Source organism: Xanthomonas sp. WCS2018Noco2-27 (assembly GCF_031843525.1).
In the GTDB taxonomy this organism is placed as follows: Bacteria; Pseudomonadota; Gammaproteobacteria; order Xanthomonadales; family Xanthomonadaceae; genus Xanthomonas.
This window is the reverse complement of record NZ_JAVTIK010000004.1, coordinates 20,604-37,072: the sequence shown is the minus strand read 5'-3', so window position 1 is coordinate 37,072 and position 16,469 is coordinate 20,604. Positions and strand designations below refer to the sequence as shown.

At 65.5% G+C, this 16,469-nt stretch carries 9 protein-coding genes and 1 other RNA gene; 3 read left to right on the top strand and 7 right to left on the bottom strand.

The genetic code is table 11. The features are described 5' to 3' along the window. Positions 1-205 precede the first annotated feature (205 nt). The 5 genes from RQH86_RS09270 to cysD form a co-directional block, all read right to left on the bottom strand. Positions 206-281, bottom strand: a non-coding RNA gene (locus tag RQH86_RS09270) — sX9 sRNA. A gap of 62 nt (positions 282-343) precedes the next feature. Then, the gene (locus tag RQH86_RS09265; RefSeq protein ID WP_311238909.1) at positions 344-3,469 is read right to left on the bottom strand and encodes an efflux RND transporter permease subunit; all 3,126 of its coding nucleotides are present in this window, start codon (positions 3,467-3,469) and stop codon (positions 344-346) included. Further along, positions 3,466-4,536 (bottom strand): efflux RND transporter periplasmic adaptor subunit, encoded by a 1,071-nt coding sequence (locus RQH86_RS09260; protein ID WP_055848782.1) that lies wholly within the window; start codon positions 4,534-4,536, stop codon positions 3,466-3,468. The genes RQH86_RS09265 and RQH86_RS09260 overlap by 4 nt, the downstream gene beginning before the upstream one ends. A gap of 252 nt (positions 4,537-4,788) precedes the next feature. Beyond that, on the bottom strand, positions 4,789-6,702 hold the full coding sequence (cysN, locus tag RQH86_RS09255) for a sulfate adenylyltransferase subunit CysN (RefSeq protein ID WP_311238939.1): 1,914 nt from the start codon (positions 6,700-6,702) through the stop codon (positions 4,789-4,791). Between the two features lie 62 nt (positions 6,703-6,764). After that, a complete protein-coding gene (gene cysD / locus RQH86_RS09250; RefSeq protein WP_311238908.1) occupies positions 6,765-7,673 on the bottom strand; it encodes a sulfate adenylyltransferase subunit CysD in 909 nt (302 codons plus the stop codon). Between the two features lie 180 nt (positions 7,674-7,853). Here cysD and RQH86_RS09245 point away from each other — a divergent pair, with 180 nt between their 5' ends. From RQH86_RS09245 to RQH86_RS09235, 3 genes are all read left to right on the top strand, one after another. Beyond that, the gene (locus tag RQH86_RS09245; protein WP_311238907.1) at positions 7,854-9,701 is read left to right on the top strand and encodes an assimilatory sulfite reductase (NADPH) flavoprotein subunit; all 1,848 of its coding nucleotides are present in this window, start codon (positions 7,854-7,856) and stop codon (positions 9,699-9,701) included. 108 nt (positions 9,702-9,809) lie between these two features. Beyond that, a complete protein-coding gene (cysI, locus tag RQH86_RS09240) occupies positions 9,810-11,516 on the top strand; it encodes an assimilatory sulfite reductase (NADPH) hemoprotein subunit (protein WP_311238906.1) in 1,707 nt (568 codons plus the stop codon). Then, the gene (locus tag RQH86_RS09235) at positions 11,513-12,238 is read left to right on the top strand and encodes a phosphoadenylyl-sulfate reductase (protein ID WP_055848769.1); all 726 of its coding nucleotides are present in this window, start codon (positions 11,513-11,515) and stop codon (positions 12,236-12,238) included. The genes cysI and RQH86_RS09235 overlap by 4 nt, the downstream gene beginning before the upstream one ends. Positions 12,239-12,553: 315 nt before the next feature. On the opposite strand, the gene RQH86_RS09230 is transcribed toward RQH86_RS09235, so the two are convergent. Next, the gene (locus tag RQH86_RS09230; RefSeq protein ID WP_311238905.1) at positions 12,554-14,293 is read right to left on the bottom strand and encodes a PepSY domain-containing protein; all 1,740 of its coding nucleotides are present in this window, start codon (positions 14,291-14,293) and stop codon (positions 12,554-12,556) included. Further along, positions 14,293-16,296, bottom strand: coding sequence for a TonB-dependent receptor (locus RQH86_RS09225; RefSeq protein WP_311238938.1), 2,004 nt, complete (start codon positions 16,294-16,296; stop codon positions 14,293-14,295). The genes RQH86_RS09230 and RQH86_RS09225 overlap by 1 nt, the downstream gene beginning before the upstream one ends. Positions 16,297-16,469 lie beyond the last annotated feature (173 nt).

The window sequence follows — 16,469 nt, the reverse complement described above, 5'->3', positions numbered from 1 at the left end:
CATACTAGGCACAGTTGCGCTACAGGCGTGACCGTGACTGGCACGCATGCGCCGCGTGCAGCCATCCGCACACGCGCACAACGTAGCGGCGCCCGGCATCCGGGTCCTGCAGCCAACATCGCCAATCAGCGGAACTGCGGGATGCCGGCCGCTCGCGAAGGCGCAATGCTGCAATCGCGCACGCGTGTCGAGCAGCGCTTAGAGCGGCTAAAACGCCTGGCGCGCAGTCGTCAGGTAGGCGTGGACGGCGCGCTCAAACCCAGAGTGCATGAGTCACACATGCCGCACCGGGCACCGGCCCACGCCCGCCAGGCGGCGAGCGCAGTCGTTTTGACGGCAGCGCTTACGCGTGCCCGCCCACCGATGGCGTGGTTGCCTCCAGGGTTTCCAGCTCGCGTGCGACCGCTTCCGGCGACTTGGTGTACGGGGCGATCAAACTGTAGAACGCCGGCACCACGTACAGCGACAGCAGCGTGGACAGCGACACACCGAAGATCACTACCACGCCGATAGTGGCGCGGCTGGCCGAGCCGGGTCCGCCGGCCACCACCAGCGGTATCGCGCCGACCACCGTGGCGATCGAAGTCATCAGGATTGGGCGCAACCGCACCGAGGCCGATTCGACGATGGCCTGATGCACGCTGCGGCCTTCGTCGCGCAACTGATTGGCGAACTCCACGATCAAAATGCCGTTCTTCGCCGCCAGGCCCACCAGCATCACGATGCCGATCTGACTGAACAGGTTGAGCGTGCCGCCGGTGAGCCACAAACCGACCAATGCACCCAGCACCGCCAGCGGCACGGTGAGCATGATCACCAGCGGATGCGCGAAGCTTTCGAACTGCGCAGCCAGCACCAGATACACCACCAGCAAGGCCATGCCGAAGGTCAGCAACACCGCGCTACCGGATTGCTGGTATTCGCGCGATTCGCCCTTCCAGTCCAACTGGGCGTATTCCGGCAGTTCTTCCTGCGCGGCCTGCTGCGCCCAGGCGATGGCATCGCCCAACGGGTAGCCCGGCGCCAGACCGGCGGTGATGGTGATCGCGCGCAGGCGATTGAAGCGGTTCAAGGTGCCGGCTTCGGCCACTTCGCTCAAGCTCACCAGGTTGGATAGCGGAATCAGCTCGCCACGGGTAGAGCGCACGCGGATGGCGGTGAGATCTTCCGGCGACATGCGACCTTCACGCCCGGCCTGCAACATCACGTCGTATTCCTCGCCGTTGTCGACGAAAGTGGTGACGCGACGCGAGCCCATCATCGCCTCCAACGCGCCACCGATGGCGGTGACTGGCACGCCCAGGTCGGCCGCGCGCAAACGGTCGATGTTGACGCGCATCTGCGGGCGGGTTTCCTTGTAATCCGAATCCGGGCCGACCAAGCCGGGGTTGGCTTCCATGCGCTGCAGGATGCGGTCGCGCCACTGCGCGATCTCGGCATAGTCCGGGCCACCGAGCACCAATTGGAATGGTTGGCCGCGGCTGCGCACCAGGCCGCCACTGACCTGCGTGCGTGCACGCACGCCACTGAGCACGCTGAGCTTTTGTTGCAGCTCGTCGGCCACTTCGGTGGTGGGGCGTGTGCGTTTTTCCCAGTCCTGCAAGAACACGCTGACGCGGCCGGTGTGCATTTCCTCGCTGCTGCCGAAGCCGCCAGGCACGCGCGGATTGGCACGCACGATGGGTTTGTCCAGGCCCACGTACGGGCGCAGGATATCTTCGACCTGATGCATCTGCCCGACGGTGTAATCGAAGCCGGCGCCTTCGGGCCCGTCGATCATGATCTGAAAATTGCCGCGATCTTCCGCCGGCGCCAGTTCGGACGGAATACGGCTCATCAACCAGGCGCTCGCGCCCAAGGCCAGCAGCATGAGCAGCGCGAAGATCCAGGTGCGGTGCACATGCCGCTCCAGCGAGCGCCCGTACGCGCCGGACACCGCCTGCATGCGGCCGTTGAACCAATGATGGAACCGATTGGGTTTGGCCACGCTGTGCGAGCGCAGCAGCTTGGACGACATCATCGGCGTCAGCGTCAGCGCCACGAAAGCCGAGATCGCCACCGCCGCAGCCAGTGCCACCGCCAACTCGCGGAACAAGCGCCCGGTATTGCCTTCCAGAAATCCCACCGGCAGGAACACCGCCACCAACACAGCGGTGGTCGCGATCACCGCGAATGCCACCTGGCCGGTACCGCGCCTGGCGGCCACCAAAGGCGGCTCGCCCAGATCGATACGGCGCTGGATGTTTTCCACCACCACGATGGCGTCGTCCACCACCAGGCCGATACACAGCACCAGCGCCAGCAAGGTGAGCAGGTTGATCGAGAAATCGAACGCGTACAGCGCAATGAACGCAGCGATCAGACACACCGGCACGGTGACCGCCGGAATCAGCGCCGCACGTGCGCTGCCCAGAAACACCCAGATCACCACCAGCACCAGCACCACCGCTTCGACCAGGGTGTGATAGACGCGCTCCACCGCTGCATCGATGAAGGTGGTGGTGTCGAAAGCGACAAAGATGTTGGTGCCTTGCGGCAGCGACTTCTGCACTTCTTCGGCCTGCGCGCGCGCCTCGCGCGCCACATCCAGCGCGTTGGCGGTGGAATTGCGCACGATGCCCAGGCCCACGTTGGGCACGCCATTGCTCTGGAAATAGGCGCGCCGTTCGGCCGAGGTCAACTCGACCTTGGCCACATCGCCCAAGCGCACCACATAGCCGCCCTCGCCCTTGCTCAACGGCAACTTGGCGAAGTCTTCCGGCTTGAGGTAGCTGCGCTCCACACGCAAGGTGAAGTCGCGCTGCGCCGATTCGATGCTGCCGGCCGGCAACTCCACGTTTTCGTTCTGCAGCGCCGTTTCGACATCGGCCACGGTGAGTGCGCGTGCGGCCAGTTGGTCGCGGTCCAGCCAGATGCGCATCGCATAGCGCTGGCGTCCGCCGATGCGCACCTGCGCCACGCCATCCAGGCTGGAGAAGCGGTCAACGACATAGCGCTCGGCGTAGTCGGACAGCTGCAGCGTGTCCATCGTGCTGGAGCTCATGTTGAGCCACAGGATGGGGTCGGCGTCGGCTTCGACCTTGGAGATTTCCGGCGGGCGCGCCTGGTCGGGCATGCGGTCGGAAACGCGGCTCACCGCATCGCGCACGTCGTTGGCTGCCGCTTCCACATCGCGCGATTGCACGAACTCGATACTGATATCCGACGAACCGTTACGACTGCGCGCTTCGATGGTGGCAATGCCCTCGATACCGGCCAGCGCGTCTTCCAGCACCTGGGTGATGCGGCTTTCCACCACCGCTGCCGAGGCGCCGGTGTATTCCACATCCACCGAGACGATGGGCGGGTCGATCGCCGGCAGTTCGCGCAGCGTGAGGCGGGTGAACGACATGACTCCCAGCACGATCAGCAACAGGCTCATCACCACCGCCATCACCGGGCGGGTAATGGACAGGTCGGAGAGTTTCATTGTGCTGCGGCCTGCGGACGCGTCGACGCGGGCGCGGCCTGGTCGACCACCTTCAGGCCCGGACGCAGCTTGCCGGTGCCGTCCACCACGATGCGCTCACCAGCCTTGACGCCTTCCAGAATCTCCACCTTGCCATCGCGCCGCTCGCCCAGCCGCACATCGGCACGCTCCACGCTGCTGTCGGGTTTGACCCGGAACACGTACGACTCGCGGCCCACCTGCACCACCGCAATCTCCGGGATCACCACCGCCTGCCGCGCCGGCTGCAGCAGCCGCACATCCAGCAACATGCCCGGGCGCAGGCGGCGATCGTCGTTGGGGAAGTCCGCACGCACGGTCACCGAGCGGGTGGTCTCGTCGATGCGCGAATCGATCGCGGCAACGATGCCGTCGAAGCGCGCACCCGGATACGCCGCCGCGGTGCCATTGACGGTATTGCCGAGCTGCACCAGACCGAACTGCGATTCCGGCACCTGAAAATCCACGTACATGCGCGCCACATCGTCCAGCGTGGCGATCACGGTGCTCGAGGTGATCAGCGACCCGGGGCTGATCTGGCGGATGCCCAGCACACCGGAAAACGGCGCGCGCACTTCGCGGTCGGTGATTTCCGCGCGCATCTGCTGCACCCGCGCCTGCGCTGCATCGCGCAGGGCGCGCTGGGTGTCGACCGTGGACTTGGCGACCAATTGCTGCCCAACCAGGCTCAACTGGCGACGATAGAGCTGGTCGGTTTCCTCGAAGGTGGCTTGCGCGGCGGTCAACGCGGCCTGCTGCGAATTGCCGCGCAGCCGCAGCAGCAACTGCCCGGCCTTGACCTCATCGCCGCTGTCGAAATTGACCTGCTCGACCACATCGCTGACCGCCGCAGTGAGCGCGACCGATTCGCGCGCACGTACGGTGGCGATCGATTGCACGGTGGAGTTCCAGGGCTGCACCGCAACCGGCTGCACGACCACCGGGATGGGCTTGGCAGCGGCCGGCGCGCTGGCCTGACGGGCACAACCGGACAGCCACACGGCCAACAAGAGCGCGGCGCAATTGCGCGCGCTGGGCAGAACAAGCATCAGAACATCCTGGCGGGGTACCGCGAAAGTTTACCGACCTCACCGCCAAGCGTTGACAGAAAGGGCGCGCTTTGCACCATGACCAAAGACCCTTGCCGTCGTCGTCATGATGCGCTGGCCGGCGCGGCCCTCGACACTGCAACCACCGCCCGGGAAAGCCCGATGGCGCAAACCCGCGCGGTCACTCCACGATAGGGTCTGCCGCCACGCGCACTACGCGGGAGACTGGGTGCCACGTCCTGATGCCTGCGCTCAGCGCTCCAGCCCCAGAAACTCGAGCACGTGGCGCGCCAGCGCCTCTACATTCTCACCATCGGCGTGAAGATGGATCTCCGGCGTCTCGGGCGCCTCGTACGGCGAGTCGATCCCGGTGAAATTGGGAATCTGCCCGGCCCGCGCCTTGCGGTATAACCCCTTCACGTCGCGCGCTTCCGCCACCGCCAGCGGCACATCCACAAACACTTCGACAAACTCGCCCGTATCGAAACGCTCGCGCGCCAGTTGCCGCTCGGCGCGGAACGGCGAAATAAAACTGACCAGCACGATCAGCCCCGCGTCGGCCATCAGGCGCGCCACTTCGGCCACGCGGCGGATGTTTTCCACGCGGTCTTCGTCGGTAAAGCCCAGATCGCGGTTGAGCCCATGGCGCACGTTGTCGCCATCCAGGATGAAGGTGTGATAGCCCAAGGCATGCAGGCGCTTGTCGACCAGGTTGGCAACGGTGGATTTGCCCGCCCCCGACAGGCCGGTGAACCACAGCACGCGCGGCGCCTGGCCCTTGATGCGCGCACGGGCGCCGCGGTCCACGTCCAGATGCTGCCAATGCACGTTACCGGCGCGGCGCAACGCAAACTCCAGCGTGCCCGCGGCCACGGTGGCATTGCTCTGCCGGTCGATCAGGATGAACCCGCCGAGCACGCGGTTGCGGGCGTACGGCGCGAAGGCGATGGGTTCGTCCAAGGCGAGATTGCAGTAGCCCACTTCGTTGAGCTCCAGCCGCTTGGCCGCCAGCCGCTCTTGCGTATTCACATCGACTTTGTGCTTGATCTCGCTGACGCTCACGGTGACCGTGCGCGTGCCGATCTTGAGCCAGTACGGGCGGCCGGGCAGCAGCGCGGCATCGTCCATCCACAGCAAATGTGCAGCGAACTGGTCGGCCACTTCCGGCGGGTCGTCGATGGCGGCGATGATGTCGCCACGGCTGATATCGATCTCATCGCGTAGCGTCAGCGTCACCGCCTGCCCTGCGCGTGCGCTGGCCACCGCGCCATTGGCATCCAGCACCGCAGCCACCTGCGAACGTCGTCCCGATGGCACCACCACCACGGCATCGCCCACGCGCACCTGCCCCGCCGCGATGGTGCCGGCATAGCCGCGGAACTGTGAGTTGGGGCGGTTGACCCACTGCACCGGCAGGCGCAGGCCGCTATCGGCGTCGGGCGGCTCCAGTTGCACACTGTCCAGATGCTGCAGCAGATGCGGGCCGCTGTACCACGGCATGCGGGTGGAGGCGCTGGACAGGTTTTCGCCAGCCAGCGCCGACAACGGGATGCACTGCACATCGGCAATGCCCAACTGCGCCGCCAGTGCGCAGTAGCTCTCGGCGATGGCGCTGAAGACGTCGGCGTCGTAGTCCACCAGATCCATCTTGTTGACCGCCAGTACCACGTGGCGGATGCCCAGCAGCGACACGATGTAGCTGTGGCGGCGCGTCTGCACGAGCAAGCCCTTGCGCGCATCCACCAGCACCACCGCCACATCGGCGCTGGACGCACCGGTGGCCATGTTGCGCGTGTACTGCTCGTGGCCTGGGCAGTCGGCGACGATGAACTTGCGTTGGTCGGTATCGAAATAGCGATACGCCACATCGATGGTGATGCCCTGCTCGCGTTCGGCTGCCAGCCCGTCCATCAGCAACGCGTAATCGATACCCTCGCCTTGCGTGCCATGCCGCCGGCTATCGCTTTCCAGCGCCGCCAGCTGATCGTCGAACAAGCGCTTGCTGTCGTACAGCAAGCGCCCGATCAAGGTGCTCTTGCCATCGTCCACGCTGCCGCAGGTGATGAAGCGCAGCAGCGGTTTGGATTCGTGCTGCTGCAGGTAAGTGTCGATGGTGCCGGGAATCGGGAATGGGGAATCGGGAATGGCACAAGCCGCATCCTCGATCGATGTAGACGCAGCGAACCGCTGTTGCGATTCCCCATTCCCGCTTCCCCATTCACTGCCCATCAGAAATACCCCTCAAGCTTTTTCTGTTCCATCGATGCGCCGGGTGCGTGGTCGATCATGCGGCCCTGACGCTCGGAGCTGGTGCTGACCAGCATTTCGGCGATCACCGCTTCCAGGGTGTCGGCCGTGGAGTCGATCGCGCCGGTCAGCGGGTAGCAGCCCAGCGTGCGGAAGCGCACCGAGCGCAGCTGCGGGGTTTCGCCCGGCTGCAGCGGCAAGCGTTCGTCGTCGACCATGATCAACGCACCGTCGCGCTCCACCACCGGGCGCGCTGCGGCGAAATACAGCGGCACCACCGGGATCTTTTCGCGGTAGATGTACAGCCAGATATCCAGCTCGGTCCAGTTGGACAACGGAAACACGCGCACGCTCTCGCCGGGTTTGGTACGGGCGTTGTAGAGGTTCCACAGTTCCGGACGCTGGTTTTTCGGGTCCCAGCGATGGCGTGCATTGCGGAACGAAAACACCCGCTCCTTTGCGCGCGATTTTTCTTCGTCGCGCCGTGCCCCGCCGATCGCCGCATCGAACGCGCCCTGCTCCAGCGCCTGCTTCAGGCCCTGGGTCTTCATGATGTCGGTGTGCACCGCGGCGCCGTGGCTGATCGGGCCGATGTCCTGCGCGATGCCATCGGGGTTGATGTGCACGCGCAGATCCACCCCGGTTTCGGCCGCGCGGCGGTCGCGGAAGGCGATCATCTCGCGGAATTTCCAGCGCGTGTCCACATGCAGCAGCGGGATCGGTGGGGGCGACGGCGCAAACGCCTTGAGCAACAGATGCAGCAGCACCGAGCTGTCCTTGCCGACCGAATACAGCATTACCGGTGCCCGGAACTCGGCGGCGACCTCGCGCAGGATGTGGATGCTTTCGGCTTCGAGCCGGTCGAGATGGGACAGCGGGGGCAGGGTCATCAGGATGTCGGGAGCGGCGGCAGGCAAGACCAGCCGATGGTAGGCCAAGGCAGCGCAGTGTGTGGCGGGCAGATGTCTGCTTGAAATAAGCGGCCGGCATAACGCGATAACCGGTGATCCTTTCTGGACGAGCGAACGCTTCCCTAACATCGTTCATCCAATCCCCGCCCCTGGATCCGAATGACCGCCGCCAGTTCCGCGCTACCGCCCAGCCCCTTGCCCGACGAGCGCAAGGCGCTGCTGGAACGGTTGGTCGACGGCCTGGATACCGCCTCACTGTGGTGGCTGTCCGGCTACACCGCCGGGCTGGCGCAGGGTCATCCGCCGCGCTCGCTGGCGGTGCTGCCGGGCGGGCAACCGCAGGCGGCCGCGCAGGACAGCCAGCGCTTGACCGTGGTGTACGGCAGCCAGACCGGCAACGCGCGCCGCCAGGCCGAGCAGCTGGCCGCCGATGCCGAGGCCGCCGGGCTGAGCGTGCGGTTGCTGCGCGCCGATGCCTACCCCACCCGCGAACTCGCCAGCGAACGCCTGTTGTACGTGGTGATCAGCACCCAGGGCGAAGGCGACCCGCCGGACGATGCGATCGGCCTGGTCGAATTTCTGACCGGCCGCCGCGCGCCCAAGCTGCCCGAGCTCAAGTACGCGGTGCTGGGCCTGGGCGATTCCAGTTATGCGGAGTTTTGCGGCATTGCGCGGCGCATCGACGACCGTCTAGCCGAGCTCGGCGCCAGCCGTGTGCAGCCGCGTGGCGAAGCCGACCTGGACATCGACAGCATCGCCGACCCGTGGCGCGCGCAAGCGCTCAAGCATGCGCGCGAGCAGCTCAAGAGCGCCCCGCACTCGGCCACGGTCACTCCCCTGCGCAGCAACCCGGTGGCGCCGGTGTGGTCGCATCAGCATCCGTTTGCTGCCGAGTTGCTGGCCAACCAGATCATCAGCGGGCGCGACTTCAAGGGCCCGGGCTTTCGCGTCTATGCGCAGCCAGGCAAGCGCGTGCGGCATCTGGAATTTTCGCTGGAAGGCAGCGGCCTGAGTTACGAACCCGGCGATGCCCTGGGCATCCGTCATCGCAATCCGCCCGCGCTGGTGGATGCGGTACTGCAGACCTTGCAGCTGGATGGTCATGCCGCGGTCACCGTCGGCGAAGAGACTCTGGCCTTGAACGAGTGGCTGACCACCCGGCGCGAACTGACCAAGCTGTCGCGGCCGTTCCTCACCGCCCATGCCGAGCGCGCACGCGCAGACGATCTGCAGGCGCTGCTCACCCCCACCCAGACTGCCGGCCTGGCGTCGTTGCTCTCCGATCATCAAGTGATCGACGTGCTGCGACGCTGGCCGGCGGATTGGGACCACGCCAGCCTGCTGGACACGCTGCGCCCGCTCACCCCGCGGCTGTATTCCATCGCCTCCAGCCGCAAGCGCGTGGGCGATGAAGTGCATCTTGCGGTGGATGAACTCAATTATCAGGCGCACGGGCATGCGCATTTAGGCTCGGCCAGCGGTTTTCTCGCCGCGCTTGCCGAAGGCGATACCGCCCCGGTCTACATCGAACCCAACACACGCTTCCGCGTGCCGGCCGACGCAGACCGCGACATCCTGATGATCGGCCCGGGCACCGGCGTGGCGCCGTTCCGCGGTTTCGTGCAGGAACGCGCCGAAACCGGCGCCAAGGGCCGTAACTGGCTGTTCTTCGGCGCCCAGCATTTCAATACCGATTTCCTGTATCAGGCCGAGTGGCAGCAGGCCTTGCAACGCGGCGAGTTGCACGCGCTGGACCTGGCGTTCTCGCGCGACCATGCCGAAAAAATCTACGTGCAACACCGCCTGCGCGAACGCGGCGCCGAGGTCTATGCCTGGCTGCAGGGCGGCGCGCATCTCTATGTCTGTGGCGCCATCGGCATGGGCAAGGATGTGCACGCCGCATTGCTGGACATCGTCACCACCCACGGCGCCCGCAGCGCCGAAGACGCCGCCGCATATCTCACTCAGCTGCAGGTGGAGGGGCGATATGCGCGCGATGTGTATTAGTGCCGGGAATCGGGAGTGGGGAATCGGGAATTGGTACAGCCCTCACCTGACTTTTCCTGGCAGACCAGGCAGCTTTTTACGATTCCCTATTCCCCATTTCCGATTCCCATGAGCCACTCTGTCGAAGACATCAAATCCGAAAGCCGCCGTCTGCGCGGGTCGCTGGAGCAGAGCCTGGCCGATCCTGTCACCGGGGCGCTGCGCGAGGATGATCAGACGCTGATCAAGTACCACGGCAGCTACCAGCAGGACGATCGCGATATCCGCGATGAGCGGCGTCGGCAGAAGCTCGAGCCGGCGTATCAGTTCATGATCCGCACGCGCACGCCGGGCGGGGTGATTTCGCCAAGCCAGTGGCTGGCGCTGGATGGCATCGCCACGCGGTACGCCAACCATTCACTGCGTATCACCACGCGCCAGGCGTTCCAGTTCCATGGCGTGATCAAGCGCGAACTCAAGGCGACCATGCAGGCGATCAACGCCACCTTGGTCGATACGCTGGCGGCGTGCGGCGACGTCAATCGCAATGTGCAGGTGGCGGCGAACCCCTTGTTGTCGCAGGCGCATGCCACGTTGTACGCCGATGCGGCGCGCGTGTCCGAGCATCTGCTGCCGAACACGCGTGCGTACTACGAAATCTGGCTGGACGAAGAACGCGTATCCGGCTCCGGCAGCGAGGACGAGCCGATCTACGGCGACCGGTATCTGCCGCGCAAGTTCAAGATCGGCTTCGCCGCACCGCCGCTCAACGACGTGGACGTGTTCGCCAATGATCTGGGCTTCATCGCCATCCTGCGCGACGGCGAGTTGCTCGGCTACAACGTCAGCATCGGCGGCGGCATGGGCGCCAGCCACGGCGATGCGGAGACCTGGCCGCGCGTGGCCAACGTCATCGGGTTTATCACCCGCGATCAATTGCTGGAGCTCGCAACCGCCGTGGTCACCACGCAGCGCGACTTCGGCAACCGCGCAGTGCGCAAGCGCGCGCGCTTCAAGTACACCATCGACGATCATGGCCTGGACACCATCGTGGCCGAGATCCAACGCCGTGCCGGTTTTTCGTTGCAGCCTGCGCGGCAGTTTGCGTTCGACCACAACGGCGACCGCTATGGCTGGGTCGCAGGCGAAGACGGCCTGTGGCATCTGACCCTGTCGCTACCGGCCGGCCGCATTGCCGACACCGACACCGCCGCGCATCTGAGCGGGCTGCGCGCGATTGCGCAGTTGAACGTGGGCGAGTTCCGGATGACGCCCAATCAGAACCTGGTGATCGCCGGCGTCCCTGCACAGCAGCGCGCGCAGATCGATGCGCTGGCTGCGCAGTACGCGCTGGATGCGGGCAACCATGCCGGCACCGCCTTGGCACGCGGCGCGATGGCCTGCGTGGCATTGCCGACCTGCGGCCTGGCGATGGCCGAGGCCGAGCGCTATCTGCCCGATTTCAGTGCTGCGCTGCAGCCGTTGTTGCAGCAGCACGGCCTGGCCGACACGCCCATCGTGCTGCGCCTGTCCGGTTGCCCCAATGGATGTTCGCGACCGTACCTGGCGGAGATCGCACTGGTGGGCAAGGCGCCCGGTCGCTACAACCTGATGCTGGGCGGCGACCGTCGCGGCCAGCGGCTCAACACCTTGTATCGCGAAAACATCACTGAAGCAGAGATCCTGGCCGCGCTGGAGCCACTACTGGCTCGTTACGCCGCAGAACGCGACCAGGTAGGCGATGAAGGCTTTGGCGATTTCCTGCACCGCAGTGGCCTGATCGCCCTGCCGCCCTACCCCACGCACCGTCACCTCGACCTGGAATTGCTCGCATGACCGCGCTGCCTGTCGCATCGATCACCTCTTCCGCGTTGGACGATCTGGACGCGCTCAACGCACACCTGGAAACCCTGCGTGCCGACGAACGCGTGGCGTGGGCGCTAGAGCATGGCCCGCAGGACGTCGCGCTGTCGTCCAGTTTCGGCGCGCAATCGGCGGTGACGCTGCATCTGCTCACCCGGCAGCGCCCGGACATTCCGGTGATCCTGATCGATACCGGGTATCTGTTTCCGGAAACCTATCGCTTTGCCGACGCGTTGACCGATCGGCTCAAACTCAATCTCAAGGTGTATCGCCCGCTGGTCAGCCGCGCCTGGATGGAAGCGCGCCATGGCCGGTTGTGGGAACAGGGCATGGTCGGCATCGACCAGTACAACAACCTGCGCAAGGTCGAGCCGATGCGCCGCGCACTGGACGAGCTCGACGTCGGCACCTGGTTCACCGGCCTGCGCCGCAGCCAGTCCGGCGGACGCGCACAGACGCCAATCGTGCAGAAGCGTGGCGACCGCTACAAGATCAGCCCGATCGCCGACTGGACCGACCGCGATGTGTGGCAATACCTGCAGGCGCACGACCTGCCCTATCACCCACTGTGGGAACAGGGCTACGTCTCGATCGGCGACTTCCACACCACCCGCCGCTGGGAACCGGGCATGCGCGAAGAAGACACCCGCTTTTTCGGCCTCAAACGCGAGTGCGGGATTCACGAGGACATCTGAGTTGAGCTACGCATCGCGCGCTTTGTAGAGCATCGCGACGCGAGATGTCTGGTTTCTGCGTGCTGTGCGCGTGGCAGACAGCGCAACGCCTGGAGATCTTTCTGGTGGGCTGTGGTGGCAGTAACACGTGCGAGGCATCGTGCCGGCGTTGCAGCAAGATCGCAGGATCGAGAAAGGCGCGCTCTTTGCCGAGGAGCGCGGCAATGCTGGTCCCAGCACCGCGAACACAGACGACATCGACGCGAGCTGCCGCTGCAGCGGCTGAGAGATGCAATCGCGACATGTGCAGCGATAGCGACACGCGCAGCCATCGCATCACGCCACCGCATTCGCTTGCGCACGTTGCATCCAGTAACGATCAAACAACCACATCAGCAACAACGACAGCCCGACCAGCGGAAAGAGCAACCCGCACAGCACCAGCAGCGCTAGCAGCCCGCGCAGGGTGCGTGGGTCGGCGGGCAATGGCGGCACGCCCAAGCCACCCACCGGCCGCCGCTTCCACCACATCACCACGGCACTGACGCACAACAGCACGATCAACGCGCACGCCAGCAGCAGGATCAGCTGATTGGCAGTGCCGTATTGCTGCCCCAGGTGCACATTGATGCCCCATTCCAGCGTCTTGGCCACCGGCCCGTAATCGCGGTATCCCATGTCCAGCAGCACCGCACCGCTGTACTGATCCAGATGGATCACCCGCTGCTGCTGCAGATCGGCCGGATAAACTGTCGCGGTATAGACACCGCGCACGCCACGCGGCGGCGACACGCTATAGCCCGACGCAATGCCGAGCGCATCGAACCGCGCCATCGCCGCATCCAGACCAATCGCGCCAATGCCCGGCGCAGCGACATTGCCGGCGCCACCGTGCGCTGCATGGACTGAATATTCTGACTGGCTTGAATGTTCTGAGTGCACCGAATGCTGTGAGTGTTCCGAATGCTCTGAGTGAGCTGAATGTTCTGAGTGATCCGAATGCTGCGAGTGCTCTGAGTGCTCTGAGTGCTCCGAATGTTGTGCATGAGCACGGTCGAAGTTAGCCCCTCTCTCCTCGGGGCGAGAAAGCACTGTTTGTGCGCCACTGGCGCGCGTGCCTTGGAGCGCCCACGTCGCTAGCGCGGGCCGGGGGTTGGGGTGCGGGTGGGCCGCACGCACTGCAGCCGCGTGCGGCCCACCCGATTGTCCGTCATGCAATCGCTCATCAAGCTCAGCAGGCACAGGCACAGCAGATTCCGGCGACCGCGCCTGCCGCAGCGACCACGCAGGCTCGCCACTGTCGGTCAGGCGCTGCTCCGACATCGGCTGCTGCACACGCAGCCCCGCCGGATAACCAAAATCATGCCCGTTGGCCCAACGATTGACCTGCGCACCCCACAACCACGACCACGGCATGCCGGTCAGCGCCAGAAACAACAGGATCGTACCCACACCGGCGCCGGTCACCGCGTGCAGGTCGCGCCAGAACAGCCGCCGAGTCGGCGTACCACGGACGTTGACCACGCCACCACGCCGCCCGCGCGGCCACCACAGGTACACACCCGTGAGCACCAGCACGATCGCCCACCCCGCCGCCATTTCGATCAGCCCCTGTGCAAACGGGCCGATCAACTCCAGGCTGTGCAGCCGGCGAATCGTCCAGGCCAGCGTGCCTTGCTCGGGCAAGCAGCCCAGCACACGCACGCGATACGGGTCGACATACACCACCGTGCGGGTGCCATGCGCGTCCACCAGGCCGATCTCGGCACTGGCATCGGCACGTTTGGGCGTGGTGTAGCGGAACAACGTGCCGCCATGCTCGCGCTGCGCCACCTCCACCAGTTGCTGTGCGGATGCGCGCGCCGCACCCACCGGCACCACTTTCAAGCCGTGGTGCACGGTGCGATCGATAGCGTCCTGATACAGAAACGCCGCGCCGGTCAGCGCCAGCCAGATGATGAAAGGCAGCACCAGCAGCCCGGCATAGAAATGCCAGCGCCACACGGCCCGATAGAACCGCCAGCGGCCATCCCGCTGCGGTAAGTCGACGCTGGCAGTGCTAGTGCGTGTCCGCATCAGAAACTCCAATCCCAGGACACCGACAGCGCGCGGTCATCGCCTGGCGAATAGCCGGAACTACCGCTGTCGTACCACGCATACACATAGGCGCGATCGGTGACATTGCGCAGTTGCACGCTGAGCGCATTACGCGCATCCACGTTCCAGCGCGCGCCAAGATTGAGCAAGGCATAGCCGCCGGTACGACCCAGGATATTGCTGCGCTCCAGGTAGTAATCGCCCTGCGCATTGCCCCAGGCGCTGAGCTGCACGGCTGCACTCACCTGCCACTCCAGCCCGGCGGTGGCCAACCAGTGCGGCACGTTCTCGATCTCCTTGCCGCGCGTGGCCGGCGCACTGGGATCGGGCGTGGCGATGCTGGCCTTCTGCCGCGAATACGACATCCACGCACGCCAATGCTCGGCAGGCTGCAGGTTCAGTTGCGCATCCCACCCGCGCCGCAGCGTCCGGCCGACATTGGCTACATCGCCGATGCCGGCCACGCCGTTGACACCGAGAATGGTGGCCACTTCGCCAGACGCACGTTGTTCCCAATACGCCACCCGCCCATCCAGCAGTGCCGACGGAGCGAACTTGAAACCGGCTTCCCAGCCATCGTTGATCGATGGCCCAAGATTGCCCGGCTGGCGACGGTACGCACCATCGCCGCTGCCGATCTGGAAGGTGCGTCCCCAGTTGGCGTACACGCTGCTCTGTTCGCCCACACGGTAGCTGGCACTGAACTTGGGTTGCTTGATGGTGCCGTAGTCGTAGCTCGGCACCCAGACACCGGCCAGCAGGTCGTGCAAGGTGCCATCGACACGATCGATGCGATACCCCGGCACCAGTTGCAAACGGTCGACCGGGCTCAGCACCGCCTGCACATAGGCACCTTGGGTGTGCAGATCGTAGTTCCAGTCGCGCAGTTGCGCGCCGCGCACGCGTGCGACGGTGCGGTAGCGCTGCGACTGGTTGTCCTGCCACTGCGCATCCGCACCGGCTTCCAGCGCCGCATTCCACACGCCCCAGTCGGGCTGCCAGTTGCCACGCAGCAGCACGCCGCGATGGGTTTCATCGGTATCGCGCTCCTGCTGCAGGCCGGCGGCGGAAAAACGGACCCAGCGTTGATTGCGGTAGTTGTTCTGATAAGCCTTTGCGCTCCACTGCGCATCCGCGCCCAGCGTGCCATCGGCATGCAATGCGGTCTGACGCACACGGCGCTCGCTGCGATCGTCCTGCGCATAGGCCGGCGAACTGCGCGGCGCCGCACGCGCGCTGGCCGCGTCCAGATACCCCGCCTCCAGCGCGTGATTGTCGTAGTAGCGCGTGGTCAGCCCGGCACGGAAGGCGCCATCCGGGTCGGTGTAGAACCACTTGCCGGCGACGCTGCGTTTGCGCGCATCGGCGTGCGCGCGATAGCCATCGGAATCGCGCCAGGCCAGCACATAGTTCTGGCTCCACGGACCCCGCTCGACGCCCTTGCCCAACTGCACTTCGCGCGCACCGAAACTGCCCGCGGTCACGCTGAGGCGGCCATCGTTGCCACCGGTGCGGGTCAGCACATCCACGCTGCCGGCGATGGCGTTCAAGCCATACCGCGCATCGTTGGTGCCGCGCACGATTTCGATCGCACTGATGTCCTGCGGAAACACCGCATCCAGATAGGGCATGCCACCGGCGTTGTCGTTGCTGGGGATGCCGTCGATCAGCAGCTTGACCGCGTTGATCCGCCCTTCGCCGTTGAAGCCACGGAACGAAAACCGCCCTGCATCGGTGCCCATGCGGAATTGGGTCACCTGCACGCCGGGCGCGCGCATCAGCAGTTCCCAGCTGTAATCCACGTGCTGATCGTGCAGCAGCGCACCACCGATCACATCCACCGAACTCAGCACGCGCGCGGTACTTGGCGTGCGCTGCACGTGCTCGCTCACCTGTACCTTGCCCAGCGTCAATGCCGCATCCTGCGCCTGCACCTGCCAGGGGTGGCCACACACCAGCGCCAACGACGGCGCGTACCACATCGTTTTCAACAACCGTAACCGCATGACCAACCCTTTGCCGCGACACCACGGCAATGCCGCCGTGCGCCGCCCCCACAGGGCGAGCACCGGCTTCATTCAAGGAATGCGTCGTCCATCGAGTGTGCAGGCACGCCAACGCATCAGGCGCAAGCAGGCTGCAGCAGAATGGACGC

Excerpts from the sequence above, each read along its gene's own strand:
- RQH86_RS09260 (WP_055848782.1), bottom strand. The coding sequence starts at position 4,536 with ATGCTTGTTCTGCCCAGCGCGCGCAATTGCGCCGCGCTCTTGTTGGCC.
- cysI (WP_311238906.1), top strand. The coding sequence starts at position 9,810 with ATGAGCCACTCTGTCGAAGACATCAAATCCGAAAGCCGCCGTCTGCGC.
- RQH86_RS09245 (WP_311238907.1), top strand. The coding sequence starts at position 7,854 with ATGACCGCCGCCAGTTCCGCGCTACCGCCCAGCCCCTTGCCCGACGAG.
- RQH86_RS09265 (WP_311238909.1), bottom strand. The coding sequence starts at position 3,469 with ATGAAACTCTCCGACCTGTCCATTACCCGCCCGGTGATGGCGGTGGTG.
- cysD (WP_311238908.1), bottom strand. The coding sequence starts at position 7,673 with ATGACCCTGCCCCCGCTGTCCCATCTCGACCGGCTCGAAGCCGAAAGC.
- RQH86_RS09235 (WP_055848769.1), top strand. The coding sequence starts at position 11,513 with ATGACCGCGCTGCCTGTCGCATCGATCACCTCTTCCGCGTTGGACGAT.
- RQH86_RS09230 (WP_311238905.1), bottom strand. The coding sequence starts at position 14,293 with ATGCGGACACGCACTAGCACTGCCAGCGTCGACTTACCGCAGCGGGAT.
- RQH86_RS09225 (WP_311238938.1), bottom strand. The coding sequence starts at position 16,296 with ATGTGGTACGCGCCGTCGTTGGCGCTGGTGTGTGGCCACCCCTGGCAG.